General features: G+C 53.7%; 23 protein-coding genes. 19 read left to right on the top strand and 4 right to left on the bottom strand.

The annotated features are described in order from the left end of the window. The first annotated feature begins 196 nt into the window (after positions 1-196). Positions 197-1,300: a branched chain amino acid ABC transporter substrate-binding protein LivJ gene (gene livJ, locus OGY19_RS00880; protein ID WP_140168316.1), complete on the top strand. Its 1,104-nt coding sequence runs from the start codon at positions 197-199 to the stop codon at positions 1,298-1,300. Positions 1,301-1,458: 158 nt separating this feature from the next. Here the strand turns inward: livJ and panM are convergent, their stop codons facing one another. Then, entirely contained in the window at positions 1,459-1,842 is a 384-nt protein-coding gene (gene panM / locus OGY19_RS00875; protein ID WP_115602373.1) for an aspartate 1-decarboxylase autocleavage activator PanM, read from the bottom strand. 423 nt (positions 1,843-2,265) lie between these two features. Between panM and livK the strand changes: the two genes are divergently transcribed. The 12 genes from livK (at position 2,266) to ugpQ (ending at position 13,241) form a co-directional block, all read left to right on the top strand. Beyond that, on the top strand, positions 2,266-3,375 hold the full coding sequence (gene livK, locus OGY19_RS00870) for a high-affinity branched-chain amino acid ABC transporter substrate-binding protein LivK (RefSeq protein WP_086523487.1): 1,110 nt from the start codon (positions 2,266-2,268) through the stop codon (positions 3,373-3,375). A 61-nt stretch (positions 3,376-3,436) separates the two neighbouring features. Next, the gene (gene livH / locus OGY19_RS00865) at positions 3,437-4,363 is read left to right on the top strand and encodes a high-affinity branched-chain amino acid ABC transporter permease LivH (RefSeq protein WP_003023435.1); all 927 of its coding nucleotides are present in this window, start codon (positions 3,437-3,439) and stop codon (positions 4,361-4,363) included. After that, a complete protein-coding gene (gene livM, locus OGY19_RS00860; RefSeq protein WP_048213582.1) occupies positions 4,360-5,637 on the top strand; it encodes a branched chain amino acid ABC transporter permease LivM in 1,278 nt (425 codons plus the stop codon). Before livH ends, livM begins: the two co-directional genes overlap by 4 nt. Then, a complete protein-coding gene (livG, locus tag OGY19_RS00855) occupies positions 5,634-6,401 on the top strand; it encodes a high-affinity branched-chain amino acid ABC transporter ATP-binding protein LivG (RefSeq protein WP_048213581.1) in 768 nt (255 codons plus the stop codon). Before livM ends, livG begins: the two co-directional genes overlap by 4 nt. 17 nt (positions 6,402-6,418) lie before the next feature. Further along, on the top strand, positions 6,419-7,132 hold the full coding sequence (gene livF, locus OGY19_RS00850) for a high-affinity branched-chain amino acid ABC transporter ATP-binding protein LivF (protein WP_086523486.1): 714 nt from the start codon (positions 6,419-6,421) through the stop codon (positions 7,130-7,132). Positions 7,133-7,233: 101 nt separating this feature from the next. Next, positions 7,234-7,515 (top strand): hypothetical protein, encoded by a 282-nt coding sequence (locus tag OGY19_RS00845; protein WP_061068753.1) that lies wholly within the window; start codon positions 7,234-7,236, stop codon positions 7,513-7,515. Between the two features lie 115 nt (positions 7,516-7,630). Beyond that, positions 7,631-8,038, top strand: a complete 408-nt coding sequence (locus OGY19_RS00840) for a hypothetical protein (RefSeq protein WP_048213579.1) — start codon at positions 7,631-7,633, stop codon at positions 8,036-8,038. Positions 8,039-8,281: 243 nt separating this feature from the next. After that, positions 8,282-9,598, top strand: a complete 1,317-nt coding sequence (gene ugpB / locus OGY19_RS00835) for a sn-glycerol-3-phosphate ABC transporter substrate-binding protein UgpB (protein WP_016151119.1) — start codon at positions 8,282-8,284, stop codon at positions 9,596-9,598. A 100-nt stretch (positions 9,599-9,698) separates the two neighbouring features. Next, on the top strand, positions 9,699-10,586 hold the full coding sequence (gene ugpA, locus OGY19_RS00830; RefSeq protein ID WP_003837841.1) for a sn-glycerol-3-phosphate ABC transporter permease UgpA: 888 nt from the start codon (positions 9,699-9,701) through the stop codon (positions 10,584-10,586). Beyond that, positions 10,583-11,428 carry a sn-glycerol-3-phosphate ABC transporter permease UgpE gene (ugpE, locus tag OGY19_RS00825; RefSeq protein ID WP_003023450.1) on the top strand — a complete coding sequence of 282 codons (846 nt, stop codon included), beginning with the start codon at positions 10,583-10,585 and terminating at the stop codon, positions 11,426-11,428. The genes ugpA and ugpE overlap by 4 nt, the downstream gene beginning before the upstream one ends. 2 nt (positions 11,429-11,430) lie before the next feature. Further along, on the top strand, positions 11,431-12,501 hold the full coding sequence (locus tag OGY19_RS00820; RefSeq protein ID WP_115601354.1) for a sn-glycerol-3-phosphate import ATP-binding protein UgpC: 1,071 nt from the start codon (positions 11,431-11,433) through the stop codon (positions 12,499-12,501). Then, entirely contained in the window at positions 12,498-13,241 is a 744-nt protein-coding gene (ugpQ, locus tag OGY19_RS00815) for a glycerophosphodiester phosphodiesterase (protein ID WP_115601355.1), read from the top strand. The genes OGY19_RS00820 and ugpQ overlap by 4 nt, the downstream gene beginning before the upstream one ends. Here the strand turns inward: ugpQ and OGY19_RS00810 are convergent. Continuing rightward, on the bottom strand, positions 13,238-13,678 hold the full coding sequence (locus OGY19_RS00810) for a DUF2756 family protein (RefSeq protein ID WP_003023456.1): 441 nt from the start codon (positions 13,676-13,678) through the stop codon (positions 13,238-13,240). The two genes, ugpQ and OGY19_RS00810, sit on opposite strands and share 4 nt — an antisense overlap. A 118-nt stretch (positions 13,679-13,796) precedes the next feature. Here OGY19_RS00810 and ggt point away from each other — a divergent pair, with 118 nt between their 5' ends. Beyond that, the gene (gene ggt, locus OGY19_RS00805; RefSeq protein ID WP_016151116.1) at positions 13,797-15,542 is read left to right on the top strand and encodes a gamma-glutamyltransferase; all 1,746 of its coding nucleotides are present in this window, start codon (positions 13,797-13,799) and stop codon (positions 15,540-15,542) included. Between the two features lie 63 nt (positions 15,543-15,605). Here the strand turns inward: ggt and yhhY are convergent, their stop codons facing one another. After that, on the bottom strand, positions 15,606-16,094 hold the full coding sequence (gene yhhY, locus OGY19_RS00800; RefSeq protein ID WP_048213575.1) for an N-acetyltransferase: 489 nt from the start codon (positions 16,092-16,094) through the stop codon (positions 15,606-15,608). A 457-nt stretch (positions 16,095-16,551) separates the two neighbouring features. Between yhhY and OGY19_RS00795 the strand changes: the two genes are divergently transcribed. The 5 genes from OGY19_RS00795 (at position 16,552) to gntU (ending at position 21,545) form a co-directional block, all read left to right on the top strand. Further along, the gene (locus tag OGY19_RS00795; protein ID WP_061068750.1) at positions 16,552-17,589 is read left to right on the top strand and encodes an oxidoreductase; all 1,038 of its coding nucleotides are present in this window, start codon (positions 16,552-16,554) and stop codon (positions 17,587-17,589) included. 123 nt (positions 17,590-17,712) lie between these two features. After that, the gene (gene yhhW, locus OGY19_RS00790; RefSeq protein ID WP_115601356.1) at positions 17,713-18,408 is read left to right on the top strand and encodes a quercetin 2,3-dioxygenase; all 696 of its coding nucleotides are present in this window, start codon (positions 17,713-17,715) and stop codon (positions 18,406-18,408) included. Positions 18,409-18,537: 129 nt separating this feature from the next. Continuing rightward, a complete protein-coding gene (gene gntR, locus OGY19_RS00785) occupies positions 18,538-19,533 on the top strand; it encodes a gluconate operon transcriptional repressor GntR (RefSeq protein ID WP_003023473.1) in 996 nt (331 codons plus the stop codon). Positions 19,534-19,674: 141 nt separating this feature from the next. Beyond that, positions 19,675-20,205, top strand: a complete 531-nt coding sequence (gene gntK, locus OGY19_RS00780; RefSeq protein WP_048213572.1) for a gluconokinase — start codon at positions 19,675-19,677, stop codon at positions 20,203-20,205. Beyond that, entirely contained in the window at positions 20,205-21,545 is a 1,341-nt protein-coding gene (gntU, locus tag OGY19_RS00775) for a gluconate transporter (RefSeq protein WP_003023477.1), read from the top strand. Before gntK ends, gntU begins: the two co-directional genes overlap by 1 nt. An 82-nt stretch (positions 21,546-21,627) precedes the next feature. Here the strand turns inward: gntU and OGY19_RS00770 are convergent, their stop codons facing one another. Beyond that, the gene (locus OGY19_RS00770; RefSeq protein WP_016151111.1) at positions 21,628-22,074 is read right to left on the bottom strand and encodes a lipoate--protein ligase family protein; all 447 of its coding nucleotides are present in this window, start codon (positions 22,072-22,074) and stop codon (positions 21,628-21,630) included. Between the last annotated feature and the right edge of the window lie 143 nt (positions 22,075-22,217).

Below are 22,217 nucleotides of genomic sequence, written 5' to 3'. Positions count from 1 at the left end.
TCTCCTGACGTTCTATGCTTTTTGTCATCAAGTTGTTATCTGCATGTCAAATTTAGCTATTCCAAAATAATAAAAATCGGGTATGTTTTAGCAGAGTATGCTGCTAAAGCACGGGCAGCTATCCAATAATTGAAATAAAGTGCTGAACAACAACATCACAACACACGTAATAACCACAATAATGGGGATTGTCAGGATGAATATGAAGGGTAAAGCGTTATTGGCAGGATGTATCGCCCTGTCTTTGAGCAATATGGCGTTTGCTAAGGATATTAAAGTTGCTGTCGTCGGCGCGATGTCCGGCCCGGTGGCGCAGTATGGCGATCAGGAATTTACCGGCGCAGAGCAGGCGATTGCAGATATCAATGCCAAAGGCGGCGTGAAAGGCGACAAACTGGTCATGGTGAAATATGACGATGCCTGTGATCCGAAACAAGCGGTAGCGGTTGCTAACAAAGTGGTCAACGACGGGATTAAATACGTTATCGGCCACCTGTGTTCTTCCTCCACTCAGCCTGCGTCAGATATCTATGAAGACGAAGGCATTCTGATGATTACCCCAGCGGCAACGGCGCCAGAGCTGACCGCACGCGGCTATAACCTGGTGTTACGTACCACTGGTCTGGATTCCGATCAGGGCCCAACGGCCGCCAAATATATCGTTGAAAAAGTGAAGCCGAAGCGCATTGCGATCGTGCATGACAAACAGCAGTACGGTGAAGGTCTGGCGCGTTCCGTGCAGGACAACCTCAAGAAAGCTAACGCTGACGTGGTGTTCTTTGACGGGATCACCGCCGGTGAGAAAGATTTCTCTACGCTGGTGGCGCGTTTGAAGAAAGAGAACATCGATTTCGTTTACTACGGCGGTTACCATCCGGAAATGGGGCAGATTCTGCGCCAGTCTCGCGCCGCGGGTCTGAAAACTCAGTTTATGGGACCTGAAGGGGTAGCGAACGTGTCGCTGTCTAACATCGCGGGTGAGTCTGCAGAAGGCTTACTGGTAACGAAACCGAAGAACTACGATCAGGTTCCGGCAAACAAACCGATTGTGGATGCGATCAAAGCCAAGAAACAGGATCCGAGCGGTGCATTCGTATGGACCACCTACGCCGCGCTGCAATCCTTGCAGGCTGGTCTGAACCAGTCTGACGACCCGGCTGAAATTGCCAAATACCTGAAAGCAAACTCAGTGGAAACCGTAATGGGGCCTCTGTCATGGGATGCGAAGGGCGACCTGAAAGGCTTCGAATTTGGCGTGTTTGACTGGCATGCCAACGGGACGGCGACAGACGCCAAGTAATTTTCCCGGCGCCTTTTGCGCTGCAGGTGCGTTGGCTGTGTTATTCAACCCCGGTCACTTACTTATGTAAGCTCCCGGGGATTTCATAACTTGCCGCCTTCCTGCAACACAAAATTCTTGGGAAAATGCGAGTAATACAACTGGCTGGGGACTGTTTTTTAGCGCTTCTCCCAGCCATTTTCCTGGGCCGTAAACCCTAACGCCTGCATAAACGCGGCCATCACGCTGCGGTCTTCAACGCCGACGTCGGCCATCCACCATGAACTCACGTCAGGGTTTTCCCGGATCACTTCTTCGATCAAATACTGGCCCACACCACGACGACGGGTGATATCGCGTACACGTAAGGAATCCAGTGCACCTTGCGTACCGCTCAGGGTGACACGTACTGCGCCAAGCAGGCGCTCGTTAAAGCGTGCTGCATAGATTCGGTGCGTTTCATCTACGCTTAATGATGAGGCGGAATATTCCGGCCAGATTTTGCCAAGATCGATGAGATCCTGATCACTGAAGTTTTCTAAACGAACGATGGTCAGCTTCATTAACAGCATGTCCAAATCACAAAAGATGGAATGAGTGTACCGAAATAATTCGTCCGGATGCTTTCTCTTTTTTATGTGAATAACCAGATTAATAATTTTGTAACAACAGTAATGACAGTTTGAAACCGTAGAGATTGAAAAACAGGCAGAATAATACCCTGGAATGCAGCATTTTATTCGGCTCTTTGTACCGTTATTTTATGCTGACAAACGTGCTTTTTTTTGTTTATCTATAGTGAAAAGCAGAATATTATCTTTTCTTAATCGACTGAAAAATAGAGATTTTAGCCTGATTTTGCTTAAATGACTGCGCTAAACCATTAATGAGACTGGTAAAAATAGTGCAGTTCAAAAAAAGCACAGACTGCTTTTTAACCACATAAATACAAAATATTAATTACGTCACGAATGGGGATTCAGGTAATGAAACGGAATGCGAAAACAATCATCGCAGGGGTGATAGCACTGGCAATGTCGCACGCTGTCATGGCGGAGGATATCAAGGTCGCTGTTGTTGGCGCGATGTCAGGTCCGGTCGCGCAGTGGGGCGATATGGAATTTAATGGCGCACGTCAGGCGATTAAAGATATCAATGCCAAAGGTGGGATCAAAGGCGACAAGCTGGTCGCCGTGGAATATGACGATGCCTGCGATCCGAAACAGGCCGTTGCCGTCGCGAACAAAATCGTCAACGACGGCATTCAGTACGTAATTGGCCACCTGTGTTCTTCATCGACTCAACCGGCATCAGATATTTACGAAGACGAAGGCATTCTGATGATTTCTCCGGGCGCCACAAACCCGGAGCTGACGCAGCGTGGTTACGCGCACATCATGCGCACCGCGGGTCTGGACTCCTCTCAGGGGCCGACTGCCGCGAAATACATCCTGGAGCAGGTGAAGCCACAGCGTATCGCCATCATTCATGACAAACAGCAGTACGGTGAAGGCCTGGCGCGTTCGGTGCAGGACAGCCTGAAAGCAGGTAAAGCCAACATCGTTTTCTTTGACGGTATCACCGCCGGGGAAAAAGATTTCTCTGCGCTGATCGCTCGCCTGAAAAAAGAAAATATCGACTTTGTTTATTACGGCGGCTACTACCCGGAAATGGGGCAAATGCTGCGCCAGGCACGTTCCGTCGGGCTGAAAACCCAGTTTATGGGACCAGAGGGCGTCGGCAATGCGTCGCTGTCTAACATTGCCGGTGATGCCGCTGAAGGCATGCTGGTGACCATGCCAAAACGCTATGACCAGGATCCGGCGAATAAAGCTATCGTCGATGCGCTCAAAGCTGACAAGAAAGATCCAACTGGACCGTACGTGTGGATCACTTATGCAGCCGTCCAGTCATTGGCGACCGCAATGGATCGTAGCGGTAGCAAAGAGCCGCTGGACCTGGTGAAAGATCTGAAAGCACACGGGGCTGATACCGTGATTGGGCCGCTGAAATGGGACGAAAAAGGCGATTTGAAGGGATTTGAGTTTGGTGTCTTCCAGTGGCATGCGGACGGTTCATCGACCGTCGCGAAGTAATACCTGAAGACGAGTTATCCCACCGCCCGTGTAAAACGGGCGGGTTAAGAAAGGTTACCTTATGTCCGAGCAGTTCCTCTATTTCTTGCAGCAGATGTTTAACGGCGTCACGCTGGGAAGCACCTACGCGCTGATCGCCATCGGCTACACGATGGTGTACGGCATTATTGGCATGATCAACTTCGCCCACGGCGAGGTGTATATGATCGGCAGTTATGTCTCCTTTATGATCATCGCCGCGCTAATGATGATGGGCATTGATTCCAGTTGGCTACTGGTCGCGGCGGGCTTCGTCGGCGCGATTGTGATTGCCAGCGCCTACGGCTGGAGCATTGAACGCGTGGCGTATCGGCCCGTGCGCAGCTCCAAGCGCCTGATTGCGCTAATTTCCGCTATCGGGATGTCCATCTTCCTGCAAAACTACGTCAGCCTGACGGAAGGTTCGCGCGATGTGGCACTGCCCAGCCTGTTTAATGGCCAGTGGACCGTTGGCAGTAGCGAAAACTTCTCTGCTTCCATCACCACCATGCAGCTGGTTATCTGGATTGTAACCTTCCTGGCGATGCTGGCGCTGACGCTGTTTATCCGTTATTCCCGTATGGGGCGCGCCTGTCGTGCCTGCGCGGAAGACCTGAAAATGGCCAGCCTGCTCGGCATTAACACCGATCGCGTGATCGCGCTGACTTTTGTGATTGGCGCAGCAATGGCGGCAGTAGCAGGTGTGTTGCTTGGACAGTTCTACGGCGTAATTAACCCCTATATTGGCTTTATGGCCGGGATGAAGGCCTTTACTGCGGCGGTGCTTGGCGGTATCGGTAGTATTCCAGGGGCGATGATCGGCGGCCTGATTCTGGGCGTCGCGGAAGCGCTCTCCTCTGCTTATCTGAGTACTGAATACAAAGACGTCGTTTCATTCGCGCTGCTGATTCTGGTGCTGCTGGTGATGCCGACCGGTATTCTGGGTCGCCCGGAGGTAGAGAAAGTATGAAACCGATGCATTTTGCAATGGCGCTGCTCTCTGCCGCGATGTTCTTCGTCCTGGCGGGCGTCTTTATGGGCGTTCAACTGGAACTGGATGGCACGAAACTGGTGGTGGATACCGCGGCGGATATCCGCTGGCAGTGGGTGTTTATCGGCACTGGCGTGGTCTTTCTTTTCCAACTGCTGCGTCCCGTTTTCCAGAAGAGCCTGAAGAGCGTCTCCGGGCCGAAGTTTATTCTGCCGGCGATTGACGGCTCCACCGTTAAACAGAAGCTGTTCCTGGTGGCGCTGCTGGTGATTGCCGTGGCGTGGCCGTTTATGGTCTCGCGCGGCACGGTGGATATCGCCACGCTGACGATGATTTATATCATCCTTGGCCTCGGCTTAAACGTGGTGGTGGGGCTTTCCGGCCTGCTGGTGCTGGGCTATGGCGGCTTCTATGCCATTGGTGCGTACACCTTTGCGCTGCTGAACCACTATTACGGTCTTGGTTTCTGGACCTGTTTGCCGCTGGCGGGATTGGTATCGGCGGCGGCAGGATTCCTGCTTGGCTTCCCGGTTCTGCGTCTGCGCGGCGACTACCTGGCAATAGTGACCTTAGGCTTTGGCGAAATCGTGCGTATCCTGTTGCTCAATAATACTGAAGTCACCGGTGGCCCGAACGGTATCAGCCAGATCCCGAAACCGACCTTTTTCGGTCTTGAATTCAGCCGTAGCGCCCGTGAGGGCGGCTGGGATACCTTCAGCAACTTCTTTGGCGTGAAATACGATCCCTCTGACCGTGTGATTTTCCTCTACCTGGTGGCGCTGCTGCTGGTGGTCTTCTCGCTGTTTGTCATCAACCGCCTGTTGCGTATGCCGCTGGGCCGTGCATGGGAAGCGTTGCGTGAAGATGAAATCGCCTGCCGTTCACTGGGCTTAAACCCTACGCGCATCAAGCTGACCGCCTTTACCATCAGCGCCGCGTTCGCCGGTTTTGCCGGTACGTTGTTTGCCGCGCGCCAGGGCTTTGTCAGCCCGGAATCCTTCACCTTTGCCGAGTCGGCCTTTGTGCTGGCGATTGTGGTACTGGGCGGAATGGGCTCACAGTTTGCGGTGATCCTGGCGGCCATCCTGCTGGTGGTGTCACGCGAGCTGATGCGTGATTTCAATGAATACAGCATGTTAATGCTGGGTGGTTTAATGGTACTGATGATGATCTGGCGTCCGCAGGGCTTGCTGCCGATGACCCGTCCACAGTTGAAGCTGAAAAACGGGGAAGCAAAAGGAGAGCAGGCATGAGTCAGCCATTATTATCGGTTAGCGGCCTGATGATGCGTTTTGGCGGCCTGCTGGCAGTCAACAATGTGTCTCTGGATTTGCATAAAAAAGAGATAGTCTCCCTGATTGGCCCGAACGGCGCGGGGAAAACCACGGTCTTCAACTGCCTGACCGGGTTCTATAAGCCGACCGGCGGGACGATTAAGCTGCGCGACCAGCACCTGGAAGGACTACCGGGTCAGCAAATCGCGCGTATGGGCGTGGTGCGTACTTTCCAGCACGTACGTCTGTTTCGCGAAATGACGGTGATTGAAAATCTGCTGGTGGCGCAGCATCAGCAACTGAAAGCTGGGGTTTTCTCCGGGCTGCTAAAAACCCCTGCTTTTCGCCGCGCGCAGGATGAAGCGCTGGACCGCGCCGCCACCTGGCTTGATCGTATCGGCCTGCTGCAGCATGCTAACCGGCAGGCGAGCAACCTGGCCTATGGTGACCAGCGCCGTCTTGAGATTATCCGTTGCATGGTCACTCAGCCGGAAATTCTGATGCTTGATGAACCTGCTGCGGGTCTTAACCCGAAAGAAACCAAAGAGCTGGATGAGCTAATTGCTGAGCTGCGCGACCATCACGACACCACCATCCTGCTCATTGAGCACGACATGAAGCTGGTGATGGGCATTTCAGACCGTATTTACGTGGTGAACCAGGGGACGCCGCTGGCGAACGGGACACCGGAGCAGATTCGTAACAACCCGGACGTGATCCGCGCCTATTTAGGCGAAGCATAATGGTGGTGAGGCATAAGATGGAAAAAGTCATGTTGTCTTTTGACAACGTCAACGCCCACTACGGCAAGATCCAGGCTCTGCACGATGTCAGCTTGTATATCAACCAGGGTGAAATCGTGACGCTTATCGGTGCCAACGGTGCGGGGAAAACCACGCTGCTCGGCACATTGTGCGGCGACCCGCGAGCGACCAGCGGGCGAATCGTCTTTGATGGTAAAGACATTACCGACTGGCAGACGGCGAAAATCATGCGTGAAGCGGTGGCGATTGTCCCGGAAGGGCGTCGCGTGTTTTCCCGTATGACGGTGGAAGAGAACCTGGCGATGGGCGGTTTCTTTGCCGAGAAAGGCCAGTTTCAGGAACGTATCAAGTGGGTGTATGACCTGTTTCCTCGCCTGCATGAGCGCCGTATTCAACGTGCGGGAACCATGTCCGGCGGCGAACAGCAGATGCTGGCGATAGGCCGTGCGCTGATGAGCCAGCCGAGGCTGCTACTGCTTGATGAACCGTCGCTGGGTCTGGCGCCGATTATCATCCAGCAGATCTTTAACACCATTGAGCAACTGCGCGAGCAGGGGATGACGATTTTCCTCGTCGAACAAAACGCCAACCAGGCACTGAAACTCGCCGACCGTGGGTACGTGCTGGAAAACGGCCACGTGGTGCTGGAAGATACCGGTGATGCATTGCTGGCTAACGAAGCGGTGCGTAGCGCTTATTTGGGCGGTTAACAGTTATCTAAATAGACAAGGGGCTCATCAGGCCCCTTTTTTATTGCGCTATGTTATTATTGATAATGATTATCAATAATAAAAATGAACATGGAGAAAGGATGACACGTTCAGGTGCCTGTATGGCTATTGGAAGTCTACTATTGGCCGGCTCATTCAGTGCGCAGGCAGTGAAAGAGCAAACTTTCGATCCGCGCGATCCTGCAATCTGGCAAGAAAAGCCGGTCAACCCGTCAGCACAATCCAATTCACCCTGCGAGGTATTCAGCAGTTCTGTGTGTCCGGGCTGGGAAGACGAAAAATCGGATATCCAGCGTGACCGTGAGCGGCGGGAACAGCAGCGTTTACAGAACGAATATGAACGCCGCTGGCGAAGAGAGTAAGACTGGAAACGCAATCATTCATACCTGCAAGGATTGCGAGTTCTGTCCCAGCATTTGTGCACTATATTCTTTATAATCAATAGCTTGATTTATATTTTATATCAATGGTAATTGCATGAATGATTCACCGCATCAAACTAATGTGCAGCCCATGCCCGCAATTGATGGCGTCACGGTTTCCTTTAATGGGCTGAACTATCTGCGTCCAGAACTCCTGCTGGATTTTGTCAGTATTAGTCCATCACCATTGCTCGCCGTAACGCCTGTAGCGCTGCTGTATTCCTCTGTGGGCGTGCTTCAGCAAGTCGATTTGCGCAAGCTGCCGGTGGAAGTCTGTGGGCGCGTGGTTTATCCCATCTCTTCGCTGAAGCTTCCTGCATTACGGGGAAAACTCATCATCAACGCCCAGTCACGGCGACTCAAGTTTCTGGAAAGCCTGGTGGCGATATCTCCGGAAGATAACATTCATGGTATGCAGATCCTGGGTCTGGCGCTGGAATTCACGTTTGCACAGCCTGCCTGATCTTACCAGGGTGACAAAACCTTCTTTATTCACCGGGTAAAGCATACCGCTACCCGGCTTTGTTGTGCACCACCCCGCATTTTCCTGTCACTACGCTTTCACCGCCTTGCCATCTGTTTGTCGCCTTACTATCTTTTTTTTGTAATAAAAAAGTTATTTTTCTGTCATTCGAGCATGTCATGTTACCCCCGCGAGCATAAAACGCGTGATATCGCGCATCCGGCACAACAAGAGAGATAACCGATGATATCGTTACGACATACAGCTTTAGGACTGGCACTTAGCCTGGCGTTTGCAGGTCAGGCACTGGCGGTCACCACCATCCCATTCTGGCACTCAATGGAAGGCGAACTGGGTAAAGAAGTTGATTCTCTGGCGCAACGTTTTAATGCCGCCAATCCCGACTACAAAATTGTTCCGCAGTACAAAGGCAACTACGAGCAGAGCCTGAGCGCAGGTATTGCCGCTTTCCGTACCGGAAACGCGCCTGCGCTGCTGCAGGTTTATGAAGTGGGTACGGCAACGATGATGGCTTCGAAAGCCATTAAACCGGTCTATGAAGTATTCAAAGAGGCTGGCATTAACTTCGATGAATCTCAGTTTGTACCGACCGTTTCCGGTTACTACACCGACTCTAAAAGTGGACATCTGCTCTCCCAGCCGTTTAACAGCTCCACTCCGGTGCTGTACTACAACAAAGATGCCTTTAAAAAAGCCGGTTTAGACCCTGAGCAGCCGCCGAAAACCTGGCAGGACCTGGCGGAGTACACCGCGAAGCTGAAAGCGGCAGGTATGAAGTGTGGCTATGCCAGCGGCTGGCAGGGATGGATTCAGATTGAAAACTTCAGCGCCTGGAATGGTCTGCCGGTAGCAACCAAAAACAATGGCTTTGACGGTACTGACGCGGTGCTGGAGTTCAATAAACCGGAACAAGTAAAGCATATCGCCCTACTGGAAGAGCTGAACAAAAAAGGGGATTTCAGCTACTTCGGGCGTAAGGACGAATCCACTGAGAAGTTCTATAACGGGGATTGTGCCATTACCACCGCCTCTTCCGGTTCGCTGGCTGATATCCGCCACTACGCGAAATTCAACTATGGCGTCGGAATGATGCCCTACGATGCCGATGTGAAGGGCGCGCCGCAGAACGCCATTATCGGTGGAGCCAGCCTGTGGGTGATGCAGGGTAAAGACAAACCCACCTACGAAGGCGTGGCGAAGTTCCTCAACTTCCTGGCGAAGCCTGAAATTGCTGCCGAATGGCACCAGAAGACTGGCTATCTGCCGATCACCACCGCGGCCTACGATTTGACCCGTGAGCAGGGCTTCTATGAGAAGAATCCGGGGGCGGATATCGCTACGCGTCAAATGCTCAACAAGCCGCCGTTGCCGTACACCAAAGGGCTGCGTCTGGGCAACATGCCGCAGATCCGTACCATTGTGGATGAAGAGCTGGAAAGCGTCTGGACCGGGAAGAAAACCCCGCAGCAGGCGCTGGATGCCGCCGTTGAACGTGGCAATCAGTTACTGCGTCGCTTTGAGCAATCGACCAAATCGTAATGTGAAATGCCGGGTGACGGCTGCGCCTTACCCGGCCTACAAATGCGCGTAGGCCGGATAAGCGTAGCGCCATCCGGCGCTGTTCAGGAATCAAACCTCCATGTCTTCATCCCGTCCGGTGTTCCGTTCGCGCTGGCTTCCCTATTTACTGGTGGCTCCGCAGCTGGTTATCACCGTTATTTTCTTTATCTGGCCTGCCGGTGAAGCGCTGTGGTACTCGCTACAATCCGTTGATCCGTTTGGTCTTTCCAGCCAGTTTGTCGGACTGGAAAACTTTGTCGCGCTGTTTCATGACCCGTACTACCTCGACTCATTCTGGACCACCATTAAGTTCAGTACGTTAGTCACGGTAAGCGGTCTGCTGGTGTCGTTATTTTTTGCGGCGTTGGTGAATTACGTGGTGCGCGGCAGCCGTTTTTACCAAACGCTGATGCTGTTGCCTTACGCCGTTGCGCCCGCCGTTGCTGCCGTATTGTGGATCTTCCTGTTTAACCCCGGGCGCGGGTTGATTACCCATTTTCTCGGTGAGTTTGGCTATGACTGGAACCATGCGCAAAACAGCGGTCAGGCAATGTTCCTGGTGGTGTTTGCGTCGGTCTGGAAGCAGATTAGTTACAACTTCCTGTTCTTCTTTGCCGCACTGCAGTCTATTCCGCGCTCACTGATCGAAGCCGCCGCGATTGACGGTGCGGGGCCGGTTCGCCGCTTCTTTAAACTGGCGCTGCCGCTCATTGCCCCGGTGAGCTTCTTCCTGCTGGTGGTGAATCTGGTGTATGCCTTCTTTGACACCTTCCCGGTGATTGATGCTGCCACAGCAGGCGGGCCGGTACAGGCGACCACGACGCTGATTTATAAGATCTATCGCGAAGGATTTGTCGGGCTGGATCTGGCTTCTTCCGCTGCACAATCGGTGGTGCTGATGTTCCTGGTCATTATTTTGACGGTGGTGCAGTTCCGCTATGTGGAAAGTAAGGTGCGTTACCAATGATTGAGAACCGTCGTGGGCTGACAATATTCAGCCATGCCATGTTGATTATGGGGATCATGGTGATCCTGTTTCCGTTGTACGTCGCGTTTGTCGCGGCGACGCTGGACAACAAAGCGGTGTTTGAGACGCCGATGACGCTGGTTCCCGGCACACAGCTGCTGGAAAACATGAAATACATCTGGGTCAACGGCGTGGGCGTCAACAGCGCGCCGTTCTGGCTGATGATGCTCAACAGTTTCATCATGGCGTTCAGCATTACGGTAGGGAAAATTACCGTTTCTATGCTCTCCGCATTCGCCATCGTCTGGTTCCGCTTTCCGCTGCGCAACCTGTTCTTCTGGATGATTTTTATCACCCTGATGCTACCGGTTGAGGTGCGTATTTTCCCGACGGTAGAAGTGATCGCCAACCTGAAGATGCTCGACAGCTATGCGGGTCTGACACTGCCGTTGATGGCATCTGCGACAGCGACTTTCCTGTTCCGTCAGTTCTTTATGACCCTGCCGGATGAACTGGTTGAGGCGGCGCGTATTGACGGCGCGTCACCGATGCGTTTTTTCCGCGATATCGTACTACCGCTGTCAAAAACCAATCTGGCGGCGCTGTTCGTGATCACCTTTATCTACGGCTGGAACCAGTATCTGTGGCCGTTGTTAATTATTACCGACGTCAATTTGGGCACTGCGGTGGCGGGTATCAAAGGCATGATTGCCACCGGTGAAGGCACCACGCAGTGGAACCAGGTAATGGCAGCCATGCTGCTGACGCTCATCCCTCCGGTAATCATCGTGTTAGCCATGCAGCGCGCGTTTGTGCGTGGTTTAGTGGACAGTGAGAAATAAAAATGGCTGGTTTAAAACTACAGGCAGTAACCAAAAGCTGGGACGGCAAAACCCAGGTGATTAAACCGCTGACGCTGGACGTCGCGGACGGGGAATTTATCGTGATGGTTGGCCCATCCGGCTGCGGAAAGTCTACGCTGTTGCGGATGGTGGCCGGGCTTGAACGGGTAAGCGGCGGCGATATCTGGATTGATAATAAACGCGTCACCGAGATGGAGCCGAAGGATCGCGGCATTGCGATGGTCTTTCAAAACTATGCTCTCTACCCGCATATGAGCGTGGAAGAAAACATGGCCTGGGGGCTGAAAATCCGCGGGATGGGCAAGGAGCATATTGCTGAGCGGGTGAAAGAGGCGGCGCGTATTCTCGAGCTGGGTGAGCTGCTCAAACGTCGTCCGCGCGAACTTTCCGGTGGCCAGCGCCAGCGCGTAGCGATGGGACGAGCGATTGTGCGTGACCCGGCGGTATTCCTGTTCGATGAGCCGCTTTCGAACCTTGACGCCAAGCTGCGCGTACAGATGCGTCTGGAGTTACAACATCTGCATCGCCGACTGAAAACCACCTCGCTGTACGTGACGCACGATCAGGTTGAAGCGATGACCCTCGCCCAGCGGGTTATGGTGATGAACAAAGGCATTGCCGAGCAAATCGGCACCCCAGTTGAGGTGTATGAAAAACCCGCCAGCCGCTTTGTGGCGAGCTTTATCGGCAGCCCGGCGATGAATCTGCTCGATGGGCGCATCAGCTCTACGGGTACCCATTTTGAGCTGGAGGGCGGCATGACGTTGCCCATTGGCAGAAGCGCCAGGGAGTGTATTGGGCGTAACATGACGCTGGGTATCCGCCCGGAGCATATTGCGCTAAGCTCGCAGGTCGAAGGTGGCGTGCCGCTGGTCGTCGACACGCTGGAAATGCTGGGTGCAGATAACCTGGCACACGGACGCTGGGGTGAGCAAAAGCTGGTGGTGCGGTTGGCGCATCAGCATCGCCCGACGGCAGGCAGCACGCTGTGGCTGCATCTGCCAGAAAATCATCTGCATCTTTTTGATGGCGAAACAGGACAACGTGTATGAGTAACTGGCCTTACCCCCATATTGTCGCCCATCGTGGCGGCGGTAAGCTAGCCCCGGAAAACACCCTGGCGGCGATCGACGTGGGGGCGCGATACGGGCATACCATGATTGAGTTTGACGCTAAATTGTCGAAAGACGGTGAGATCTTCTTACTGCATGACGACAACCTGGAACGCACCAGCAACGGCTGGGGCGTGGCTGGCGAGCTGAACTGGCAGGATCTATTGCGCGTGGACGCCGGCGGCTGGTTTAGCGGTGAGTTTAAAGGCGAACCGTTGCCGCTGCTCTCGCAAGTTGCTGAGCGCTGTCGCCAGCACGGCATGATGGCAAATATTGAGATCAAACCCACCACCGGGACGGGGGCGCTCACCGGGAAGGTCGTGGCGCTGGCCGCGCGGGAACTGTGGGCGGGAATGACGCCACCACTGTTGTCATCCTTTGAAATTGATGCGCTAGAAGCGGCGCAGCAGGCGGTGCCTGAACTGCCGAGAGGTTTGCTGCTGGATGAATGGCGCGAAGACTGGCGCGAGCTGGCCACGCGGCTTGGCTGCGTCTCTATTCATCTTAATCATAAGCTGCTGGATGAGGCGCGCGTGGATGCGCTGCGCGATGCGGGGCTACGTATTCTGGTGTATACCGTCAACCGACCCCAGCGCGCGGCGGAACTGCTGCGCTGGGGTGTGGACTGCATCTGTACCGATGCCATTGATACGATTGGCCCGGATTTCCAACCCTGTTAAGGTCCAATCGTTTTTAACGGAACGTTAGGCTGCGGCGTGCTGGAGGGCTTCAGCATGTCGCCGTTCTTTTTCTCCGACAGCATATGTTGCTTATTGAGCGAGCTGTCCGGATTACGGGTTCCACTCAACATCCCACCGTTACTGTTAGGCAGCATTTGCTGCTGTCCAGGATTCAACTCGCCCGGCTGAGACTGCAGCACGCGCTGGGTGTTCGTGTTGATTTGGTTTTCCATATGCTGTTGCTGCATGCGCGTCTGCGTTTGCAACTGCTGGTTGAGCATCCCTTTCTGCTGAATCTGCTGTGATTGCATTTGGGTTTGCATACGCTGCTGACTCGGGATCTGATAACCGGGTTGATTCGGGTTATTCATGGTGTTGATGGGCTGTGCAAAGCCAGCAAACGGCAAGAGCATGGCTAAAAGTAAGAGTCGTTTCATCGCTTTTCTCCTCTCGGGGATCGTTTAAGTTTACTCCTTTCTCGCCGTTACGATGATTATTTCAGAGTTATGCACCAGGCTTAGTGGGGGCCGACCCCCGTACATCTGGAGAATAACGATGATAAAACCGACGTTTTTACGCCGGGTAGCCATTGCTGCTCTGCTCTCAGGAAGTTGTTTTAGCGTGGCTGCCGCGCCGGCTGCGCCACCGCCGGTATCCTACGGTGTCGAGGAAGATGTGTTCCATCCCGTTCGCGCGCAACAGGGGATGGTGGCTTCCGTAGATGCTTTAGCCACCCAGGTTGGGGTGGATATTCTGAAACAGGGCGGGAATGCCGTTGATGCCGCTGTTGCCGTGGGCTACGCGCTGGCGGTGACGCATCCGCAGGCGGGTAATCTGGGCGGCGGTGGGTTTATGCTGCTGCGTACCAAAGACGGTAACACCACGGCGATCGATTTTCGTGAAATGGCTCCCGCTGGCGCGACCCGCGACATGTTCCTCGATGAACAGGGCAACGCCGATGCGAAAAAGTCGCTAACCTCACATCTGGCATCCGGTACGCCGGGTACGGTGGCGGGTTTCTCGCTGGCGCTGGAGAAATACGGCACGATGCCGCTGAACAAAGTCGTGCGCCCGGCAATGAAGCTGGCGGAAGAAGGCTTTGTGGTTAACGACGCGCTGGCCGACGATCTGAAAACCTATGGCAGCGAAGTGCTCCCTAATCACGAGAACAGTAAAGCCATTTTCTGGAAAGACGGCGAGCCGCTGAAAAAGGGCGACAAGCTGGTGCAAACGAACCTGGCGAAAAGCCTCGAGATGATTGCCGAGAACGGTCCGGATGCGTTTTATAAAGGGGCAATTGCCGATCAGATTGCGGAGGAAATGCAGAAAAACGGCGGGCTGATGACCAAAGAGGACTTAGCCGCCTATAAAGCCGTGGAGCGTACGCCGATTAGCGGCGACTATCGCGGGTATCAGGTATTCTCTATGCCGCCGCCGTCCTCAGGCGGGATTCACATCGTGCAGATCCTCAATATTCTCGAAAACTTCGATATGAAGAAGTACGGGTTTGGCAGCGCCGATGCCATGCAGGTAATGGCTGAAGCGGAGAAATATGCCTACGCCGACCGCTCGGAGTATCTGGGCGACCCGGATTTTGTGAAGGTGCCGTGGCAGGCGCTGACCAATAAAGCCTATGCCAAATCGCTTGCCGATCAGATTGATATCAACAAGGCTAAGCCTTCCAGCCAGATCAAACCTGGCAAGCTCGCGCCGTATGAAAGCAATCAGACCACCCATTTCTCGGTGGTGGATAAAGACGGTAATGCCGTGGCGGTGACGTATACGCTGAACACCACCTTCGGCACCGGGATTGTGGCGGGTAACACCGGCATTCTGCTGAATAACGAAATGGACGATTTCTCCGCCAAGCCGGGCGTGCCGAACGTTTACGGGCTGGTGGGCGGCGATGCTAACGCGGTTGGGCCGAAGAAGCGTCCACTATCATCAATGTCGCCGACTATCGTGGTAAAAGACGGGAAAACCTGGCTGGTTACCGGCAGCCCTGGCGGAAGCCGAATAATCACTACCGTGCTGCAAATGGTAGTCAACAGCATTGATTTCGGGATGAACGTCGCCGAAGCGACCAACGCGCCGCGCTTTCATCATCAGTGGTTGCCCGATGAACTGCGTGTTGAGAAAGGGTTTAGCCCGGACACCATTAAGCTGCTGGAGCAGAAAGGGCAGAAAGTCGCGCTGAAGGAAGCGATGGGCAGCACGCAGAGCATTATGGTAGGACCGGATGGCGCACTGTATGGCGCGTCCGACCCGCGTTCCGTGGATGATTTAACGGCGGGATACTGATGGTATTGCCGGGTCTGCCGTTGATGCAGGCCCGGCGAGTGCTTCCTGACGGTTTCTTACCCGTTATTTCACGCGCGCCATAAAGTACGCATCCACGTACTCGCCGTTGCGCAGGCCGTATTTCTTACCGGTGCCTTCGATCTCAAAGCCATGCTTTTTATAGACCGCAATCGCAGGTTCATTATCAACAAACACCGTTAACTCGATACGGTCGACGCGCAGCCAGTTGTCGCACATGTCGATCATCGTACGGAGAAGCGCGCTGGCAACGCCGCGATTCTGCCAGCGGGCATCAACGCAGATACCAAAATCGGCGACATGGCTGCGGCGCGGGCGCTGCGCGACCTCAATACAGAGGTGCCCCACGACGATATCGTCAATGCACGCGACCAATTGTTTGATTCCGACCCGTTCGGTTAGTCGTTCTTGCCACATCTCCATGGAAGGATGAGGAACCTGTAGCGTGTTGTGATACACCTCCGGCTGGGCATGGATCTGACGAATTGCGTCGTAATCTTTCTGTTCAGCGTGGCGTATCACTATCTCACTCATTCCTTATCTCCTTCAGGGTTAATTGAGTCTTTACCCTCGCTGAGAAAGAAAATTCCGTCAACTGCATTTTTTTTGCAAAAAGAAGTAGACAAGTGCGAATGAGAATGATTATTATTGCTCTGCTTTCAGGGGAACCCCTACGGAGAACCTGAAAGCACGACATTGCTCACATTGCTTCCAGTATTACTTTAGCCAGCTTTTGCTGGCTTTTTTTTTGGGGTTTTGTTTCAGCCTGGCTTACTTGCCATTTTGTCCCGGGGAAGTGCTCGTGCTCCTCACGTACATTTAGTACGCTCCGGGCCCTGCGCGCTTGCCGTGAACAAAATGACCGCGACGCCGACGGCCGATCCTGTCGCACCTGTGGTGCAGTTCAAACGCCATCCGGCAAAGATCCAACATTCAGTCTCCAGCCGCTTTGCGCTATGGTGTAGATAATCATCTTCAAAAGGACTGTCTCATGACCTTACACTGCGCATTTATTGGTTTTGGTAAAAGTACCACTCGCTACCATTTGCCGTACGTCCTCAACCGCAAAAATAGCTGGCATGTCGCGCACATTTTCCGCCGTAACGCCAGGCCGGAAGAGCAGGCGCCGCAGTATTCACATATTCACTTCACCAGTGACCTCGACGAGATCTTAAACGATCCGCAGGTGAAGTTAGTGATCGTTTGTACCCATGCTGACAGCCATTTTGACTACGCCAAACGTGCGCTGGAGGCGGGTAAAAACGTGCTGGTTGAGAAACCGTTCACGCCGACGCTGGCAGAAGCAAAAGTGCTGTTCGAACTGGCGCAAAGCAAAGGACTGACCATTACGCCGTACCAGAATCGCCGTTTTGACTCCTGCTTCCTTACCGCCAAAAAGGCGATTGAGAGCGGCAAACTCGGCAAGATTGTTGAGGTTGAAAGCCATTTTGATTATTACCGTCCCGAGGCGGAAACCAAGCCGGGATTGCCACAGGACGGCGCGTTTTATGGCCTGGGCGTACACACCATGGATCAGATTATTTCGCTGTTCGGACGCCCCGATCATGTGGCCTATGACATCCGCAGCCTGCGTAATAAAGCGAACCCGGACGATACCTTTGAAGCGCAACTGTTCTACGGTGACCTGAAAGCCATTGTTAAAACCAGTCATCTGGTGAAAATCGACTATCCGAAGTTTATCGTTCATGGCACCAAAGGCTCGTTTGTGAAGTACGGCATCGACCAGCAGGAAACCAGTCTGAAGGCCAATATCATGCCGGGTGAGCCAGGTTTCGCTGCTGATGACTCCATCGGAATGCTGGAGTATGTCAACGATGACGGCATCACAGTAAAAGAAGAGGTGAAGCCAGAGGTGGGGGATTACGGTCGCGTCTATGATGCGCTGTACCAGACGCTGACCGCTGGTACGCCTAATTACGTCAAGGAATCTGAAGTTCTAACCAACCTGGAGATCCTCGAACGCGCCTTCGAACAAGCAACGCCTGCCACAATAACCCTCGCCAAATAGCGTTAATCGACTCCTCTGGGCTTGTTCATATTTTTTGAACAGAGGAGTCAATTTTCACCCTCTATGATCCCAGGCGGATTGAGTCCACACTTACTCCATCGAAAACATCTGGGGGTGAACACAATGATCCATTTACGCAAAGCTAACGACCGCGGTCATGCGAATCATGGCTGGCTCGATTCCTGGCATACCTTCTCTTTTGCCAACTACTATGACCCGAACTTTATGGGGTTCTCGGCACTGCGCGTGATTAACGATGACGTGATTGACGCAGGCCAGGGCTTTGGCACTCACCCCCATAAAGACATGGAAATCCTGACCTACGTGCTGGAAGGCGCAGTAGAACATCAGGACAGCATGGGCAACAAAGAGCAGGTTCCTGCCGGTGAGTTCCAGATTATGAGCGCCGGGACGGGGATCCGTCATTCGGAGTACAACCCGAGCAATACTGAGAAGCTGCATCTGTATCAGATCTGGATCATGCCGCAGGAAAACGGTATTACGCCGCGCTATGAACAGCGCCGTTTCGATGCCGCTCAGGGTAAACAACTGGTGCTGTCGCCTGATGCCCGCGATGGCTCGCTGAAAGTGTACCAGGATATGGAGCTGTACCGTTGGGCGTTGGTCAAAGATGAGCAGTCGGTACATCAGATCGCCGCTGAACGTCGCGTCTGGATCCAGGTCGTTAAAGGCAACGTCACCATTAACGGAACCAAAGCGACCACCAGTGATGGTCTGGCAATCTGGGATGAACAGGCAATTTCGATTCATGCCGACAGCGACAGCGAAGTGTTACTGTTTGACCTGCCGCCTGTATAACGTGCTGTAACCTGATGTAGGCCGGATAAGACGCGAAAGCGTCGACATCCGGCTTTTCATCGTTTGTCATTAATTCCATGCGTCCGTGGTAAACTGGGGGAATCTATCCCTTTTTAACGCTTCAGGACGATGAAAAAGAAAAGACCCGTACTTCAGGATGTAGCCGACCGCGTGGGCGTGACCAAAATGACGGTCAGTCGCTTTTTGCGTAACCCGGAGCAGGTCTCCGTGGCGCTGCGGGGCAAAATTGCCGCTGCACTTGATGAGCTGGGTTATATTCCCAATCGCGCTCCTGATATCCTTTCTAACGCTACCAGCCGCGCTATCGGCGTGTTGTTACCGTCTCTCACAAACCAGGTTTTTGCTGAAGTGTTACGCGGCATTGAGGCCGTTACCGACGCCCATGGGTATCAAACCATGCTCGCGCACTACGGCTATAAGCCAGAGATGGAACAAGAGCGCCTGGAATCGATGCTGTCGTGGAATATCGATGGCCTGATCCTCACCGAACGTAGCCATACGCCTCGTACGCTGAAAATGATTGAGGTCGCCGGTATCCCGGTGGTTGAGTTGATGGACAGCCAGTCCCCGTGTCTGGATATCGCTGTCGGTTTCGACAACTTCGAAGCCGCGCGTCAAATGACCGCCGCTATCATCGCCCGCGGGCACCGTCATGTTGCCTATCTTGGCGCACGTCTTGATGAACGTACTATCATCAAACAGAGAGGCTACGAGCAGGCAATGCGCGATGCCAACCTGGTGCCGTACAGCGTGATGGTGGAACAGTCTTCTTCCTACTCCTCCGGTATTGAACTCATCCGTCAGGCGCGGCGCGAATACCCGCAGCTCGACGGCATTTTCTGTACCAACGATGACCTGGCGGTAGGGGCGGCCTTCGAATGCCAGCGTTTAGGGCTGAAAATCCCGGATGACATGGCGATTGCCGGATTCCACGGTCACGACATCGGGCAGGTGATGGAGCCGCGTCTGGCGAGCGTGCTCACGCCGCGTGAACGGATGGGCAGCATTGGTGCTGAACGTCTGCTGGCGCGCATCCGTGGTGAAGCAGTCACACCTAAAATGTTAGATTTAGGTTTCACCTTGTCACCGGGCGGATCTATTTAAGCCAACAAGTTTGAAGTAGCTCACACTTATACACTTCGAGCACGAATGGATATTGCTTCTCTATTTATCCGGCTGGACAATGTTACCGATAACAGTTACCCGTAACAATTTCCAGATTCTTGTACCAGTGGGGGCAACGCTTTGAGCACGACTAATCATGATCACCACGTTTACGTTCTGATGGGCGTATCGGGCAGCGGTAAATCTGCTGTCGCCAGCGAAGTGGCGCATCAACTGCAGGCCGCGTTTCTTGATGGCGATTTTCTCCATCCGCGCAGCAACATCATGAAAATGGCTTCCGGTGAGCCACTCAACGATGATGACCGTAAACCGTGGTTACAGGCGCTGAACGACGCCGCCTTTGCGATGCAGCGTACCAACAAGGTTTCGCTGATCGTCTGTTCCGCTCTGAAAAAAGTCTATCGCGACCAGCTACGCGACGGTAACCCGAACCTCTCTTTCATCTATCTGAAAGGGGATTTTGACGTTATCGAAAGCCGTCTGAAAGCGCGTAAAGGCCACTTCTTCAAAACGCAGATGCTGGTGACCCAGTTTGAAGCGCTGGAAGAACCAGGTGCGAATGAAAGCGATGTACTTGTGGTCGATATCGATCAACCACTGGACGGTGTGGTCGCCAGCACCATTGAGGTTATTAACCAGGGCAGTAAGTAGTGAGTACATTAACGCTTGTTTTAACAGCAGTAGGGTCCGTTTTATTACTGCTGTTTTTAGTGATGAAGGCGCGTATGCACGCCTTCCTTGCTTTGATGGTGGTGTCTATTGGTGCAGGTCTCTTTTCCGGTATGCCGCTCGATAAAATCGCCGCGACTATGGAAAAAGGGATGGGAGGCACGCTCGGTTTCCTGGCGATTGTTGTGGCGCTGGGGGCGATGTTTGGCAAGATTTTGCATGAGACCGGCGCAGTCGATCAAATTGCCGTCAAAATGCTGAAATCCTTCGGTCACAGCCGCGCGCATTACGCGATTGGCCTGGCCGGTCTGATTTGCGCGCTGCCGCTGTTCTTTGAGGTGGCAATTGTGCTGCTGATTAGCGTGGCGTTCTCAATGGCGCGCCACACCGGTACTAACCTTGTAAAGCTGGTCATTCCGCTGTTTGCGGGCGTGGCGGCGGCCGCAGCGTTCCTGCTGCCGGGGCCTGCGCCAATGCTGTTGGCCTCTCAGATGCACGCCGACTTTGGCTGGATGATCCTGATTGGTCTGTGCGCCGCGATTCCGGGCATGATTATCGCCGGACCGCTGTGGGGCAATTTCATCAGCCGTTACGTTGAGCTGAACATTCCTGATGATATTACTGAGCCGCATCTGGGCGAAGGTAAAATGCCGTCCTTCGGCTTTAGCTTGTCGCTGATCCTGCTGCCGCTGGTATTGGTTGGTCTGAAAACCATCGCCGCGCGCTTTGTGCCGGTTGGTTCTTCAACTTACGAATGGTTTGAGTTTATCGGCCATCCGTTTACCGCGATTCTGGTAGCGTGTCTGGTGGCGATTTACGGTCTGGCGATTCGCCAGGGTATGCCAAAAGACAAAGTGATGGAGATCTGCGGTCATGCGCTGCAACCGGCGGGGATTATCCTGTTGGTGATTGGTGCAGGTGGCGTGTTTAAACAGGTGCTGGTTGATTCCGGCGTCGGTCCGGCGCTGGGCGAAGCGTTAACCGGAATGGGTCTGCCGATTGCCATTACCTGCTTCGTGCTGGCGGCAGCGGTGCGTATCATTCAGGGTTCCGCAACCGTAGCCTGCTTAACGGCGGTCGGTCTGGTGATGCCGGTGATTGAACAGCTAAACTTCTCCGGCGCACAGATGGCGGCACTGTCTATTTGTATCGCAGGCGGCTCGATCGTGGTCAGCCACGTTAACGACGCCGGTTTCTGGTTGTTCGGTAAATTTACCGGCGCAACGGAAGCACAAACGCTGAAGACCTGGACGATGATGGAAACCATCCTCGGCACGGTCGGCGCAATTGTCGGTATGATTGCTTTCCAGCTGTTGAGCTGAGTCCTGTTGCCCGGTGGCGCTTGCGCTTACCGGGCCTGAATTCATTGCACACTGTAAGCCGGGTAAGCGTCACCCGGCTTTTTTACAGCATTACCATGCCTTCATCTGTTTTTAACCAGCGCGGCGCTTTCAGCGTGTCGGCGAAATAACCCACCAAATCCTGCAGCAAATCACCTGCCACTCGCTCCATATCATCAGAAAGCGTTTTGCTCATCAGCAAATGCGTCAAAAGCTGGCAGTAACGTCCCATCTGGTCGGGCTCAGGCTCGAAAAGGGGAAAACGGGTCGGTAAGGTTTCCACTGTCAGGCTGGCCTGTAGATGCTGCGGTACAGGCTCCGTTAAGGTCGGTTGTAATAACGCGAAACAGGCCGACAGACGTGCACAAATCGCCAGCTTTTCAACCGGGTCATGGCATTCAACCAGCCCTTCGACAAAACGCTCGCAGTTATCCGCCAGCTCGGTGAAATCCGTGGCATGGCTAAAGGGCAGGGTAAATAAAGAGTGTGAAAAGAGAGGGGTAGTCGCCATAGGGCAGCCTCCAGTATGTTTTATTTAAACCACCACCGGAGAGGCTAATCTCGCGGGTGGCGGAATCGAGCGGAGTTAGCCTTACCGGTCATACTGGATACCGGCGCGTCTTGCGACGCCCCCGCTCGACCCGCCATTGAGGC

Source organism: Citrobacter sp. Cy070 (genome assembly GCF_030332245.1).
GTDB classification, from domain to species: domain Bacteria; phylum Pseudomonadota; class Gammaproteobacteria; order Enterobacterales; family Enterobacteriaceae; genus Citrobacter; species Citrobacter youngae.
The sequence above is the reverse complement of the archived record's forward strand: the minus strand, read 5'-3'. Positions and strand labels throughout refer to the sequence as shown.

What these genes read in the sequence shown, in the direction of transcription:
- livJ (WP_140168316.1), top strand. Translation starts at nt 197, where the DNA reads ATGAATATGAAGGGTAAAGCGTTATTGGCAGGATGTATCGCCCTGTCT.
- panM (WP_115602373.1), bottom strand. Translation starts at nt 1,842, where the DNA reads ATGAAGCTGACCATCGTTCGTTTAGAAAACTTCAGTGATCAGGATCTC.
- livK (WP_086523487.1), top strand. Translation starts at nt 2,266, where the DNA reads ATGAAACGGAATGCGAAAACAATCATCGCAGGGGTGATAGCACTGGCA.
- livH (WP_003023435.1), top strand. Translation starts at nt 3,437, where the DNA reads ATGTCCGAGCAGTTCCTCTATTTCTTGCAGCAGATGTTTAACGGCGTC.
- livM (WP_048213582.1), top strand. Translation starts at nt 4,360, where the DNA reads ATGAAACCGATGCATTTTGCAATGGCGCTGCTCTCTGCCGCGATGTTC.
- livG (WP_048213581.1), top strand. Translation starts at nt 5,634, where the DNA reads ATGAGTCAGCCATTATTATCGGTTAGCGGCCTGATGATGCGTTTTGGC.
- livF (WP_086523486.1), top strand. Translation starts at nt 6,419, where the DNA reads ATGGAAAAAGTCATGTTGTCTTTTGACAACGTCAACGCCCACTACGGC.
- OGY19_RS00845 (WP_061068753.1), top strand. Translation starts at nt 7,234, where the DNA reads ATGACACGTTCAGGTGCCTGTATGGCTATTGGAAGTCTACTATTGGCC.
- OGY19_RS00840 (WP_048213579.1), top strand. Translation starts at nt 7,631, where the DNA reads ATGAATGATTCACCGCATCAAACTAATGTGCAGCCCATGCCCGCAATT.
- ugpB (WP_016151119.1), top strand. Translation starts at nt 8,282, where the DNA reads ATGATATCGTTACGACATACAGCTTTAGGACTGGCACTTAGCCTGGCG.
- ugpA (WP_003837841.1), top strand. Translation starts at nt 9,699, where the DNA reads ATGTCTTCATCCCGTCCGGTGTTCCGTTCGCGCTGGCTTCCCTATTTA.
- ugpE (WP_003023450.1), top strand. Translation starts at nt 10,583, where the DNA reads ATGATTGAGAACCGTCGTGGGCTGACAATATTCAGCCATGCCATGTTG.
- OGY19_RS00820 (WP_115601354.1), top strand. Translation starts at nt 11,431, where the DNA reads ATGGCTGGTTTAAAACTACAGGCAGTAACCAAAAGCTGGGACGGCAAA.
- ugpQ (WP_115601355.1), top strand. Translation starts at nt 12,498, where the DNA reads ATGAGTAACTGGCCTTACCCCCATATTGTCGCCCATCGTGGCGGCGGT.
- OGY19_RS00810 (WP_003023456.1), bottom strand. Translation starts at nt 13,678, where the DNA reads ATGAAACGACTCTTACTTTTAGCCATGCTCTTGCCGTTTGCTGGCTTT.
- ggt (WP_016151116.1), top strand. Translation starts at nt 13,797, where the DNA reads ATGATAAAACCGACGTTTTTACGCCGGGTAGCCATTGCTGCTCTGCTC.
- yhhY (WP_048213575.1), bottom strand. Translation starts at nt 16,094, where the DNA reads ATGAGTGAGATAGTGATACGCCACGCTGAACAGAAAGATTACGACGCA.
- OGY19_RS00795 (WP_061068750.1), top strand. Translation starts at nt 16,552, where the DNA reads ATGACCTTACACTGCGCATTTATTGGTTTTGGTAAAAGTACCACTCGC.
- yhhW (WP_115601356.1), top strand. Translation starts at nt 17,713, where the DNA reads ATGATCCATTTACGCAAAGCTAACGACCGCGGTCATGCGAATCATGGC.
- gntR (WP_003023473.1), top strand. Translation starts at nt 18,538, where the DNA reads ATGAAAAAGAAAAGACCCGTACTTCAGGATGTAGCCGACCGCGTGGGC.
- OGY19_RS00770 (WP_016151111.1), bottom strand. Translation starts at nt 22,074, where the DNA reads ATGGCGACTACCCCTCTCTTTTCACACTCTTTATTTACCCTGCCCTTT.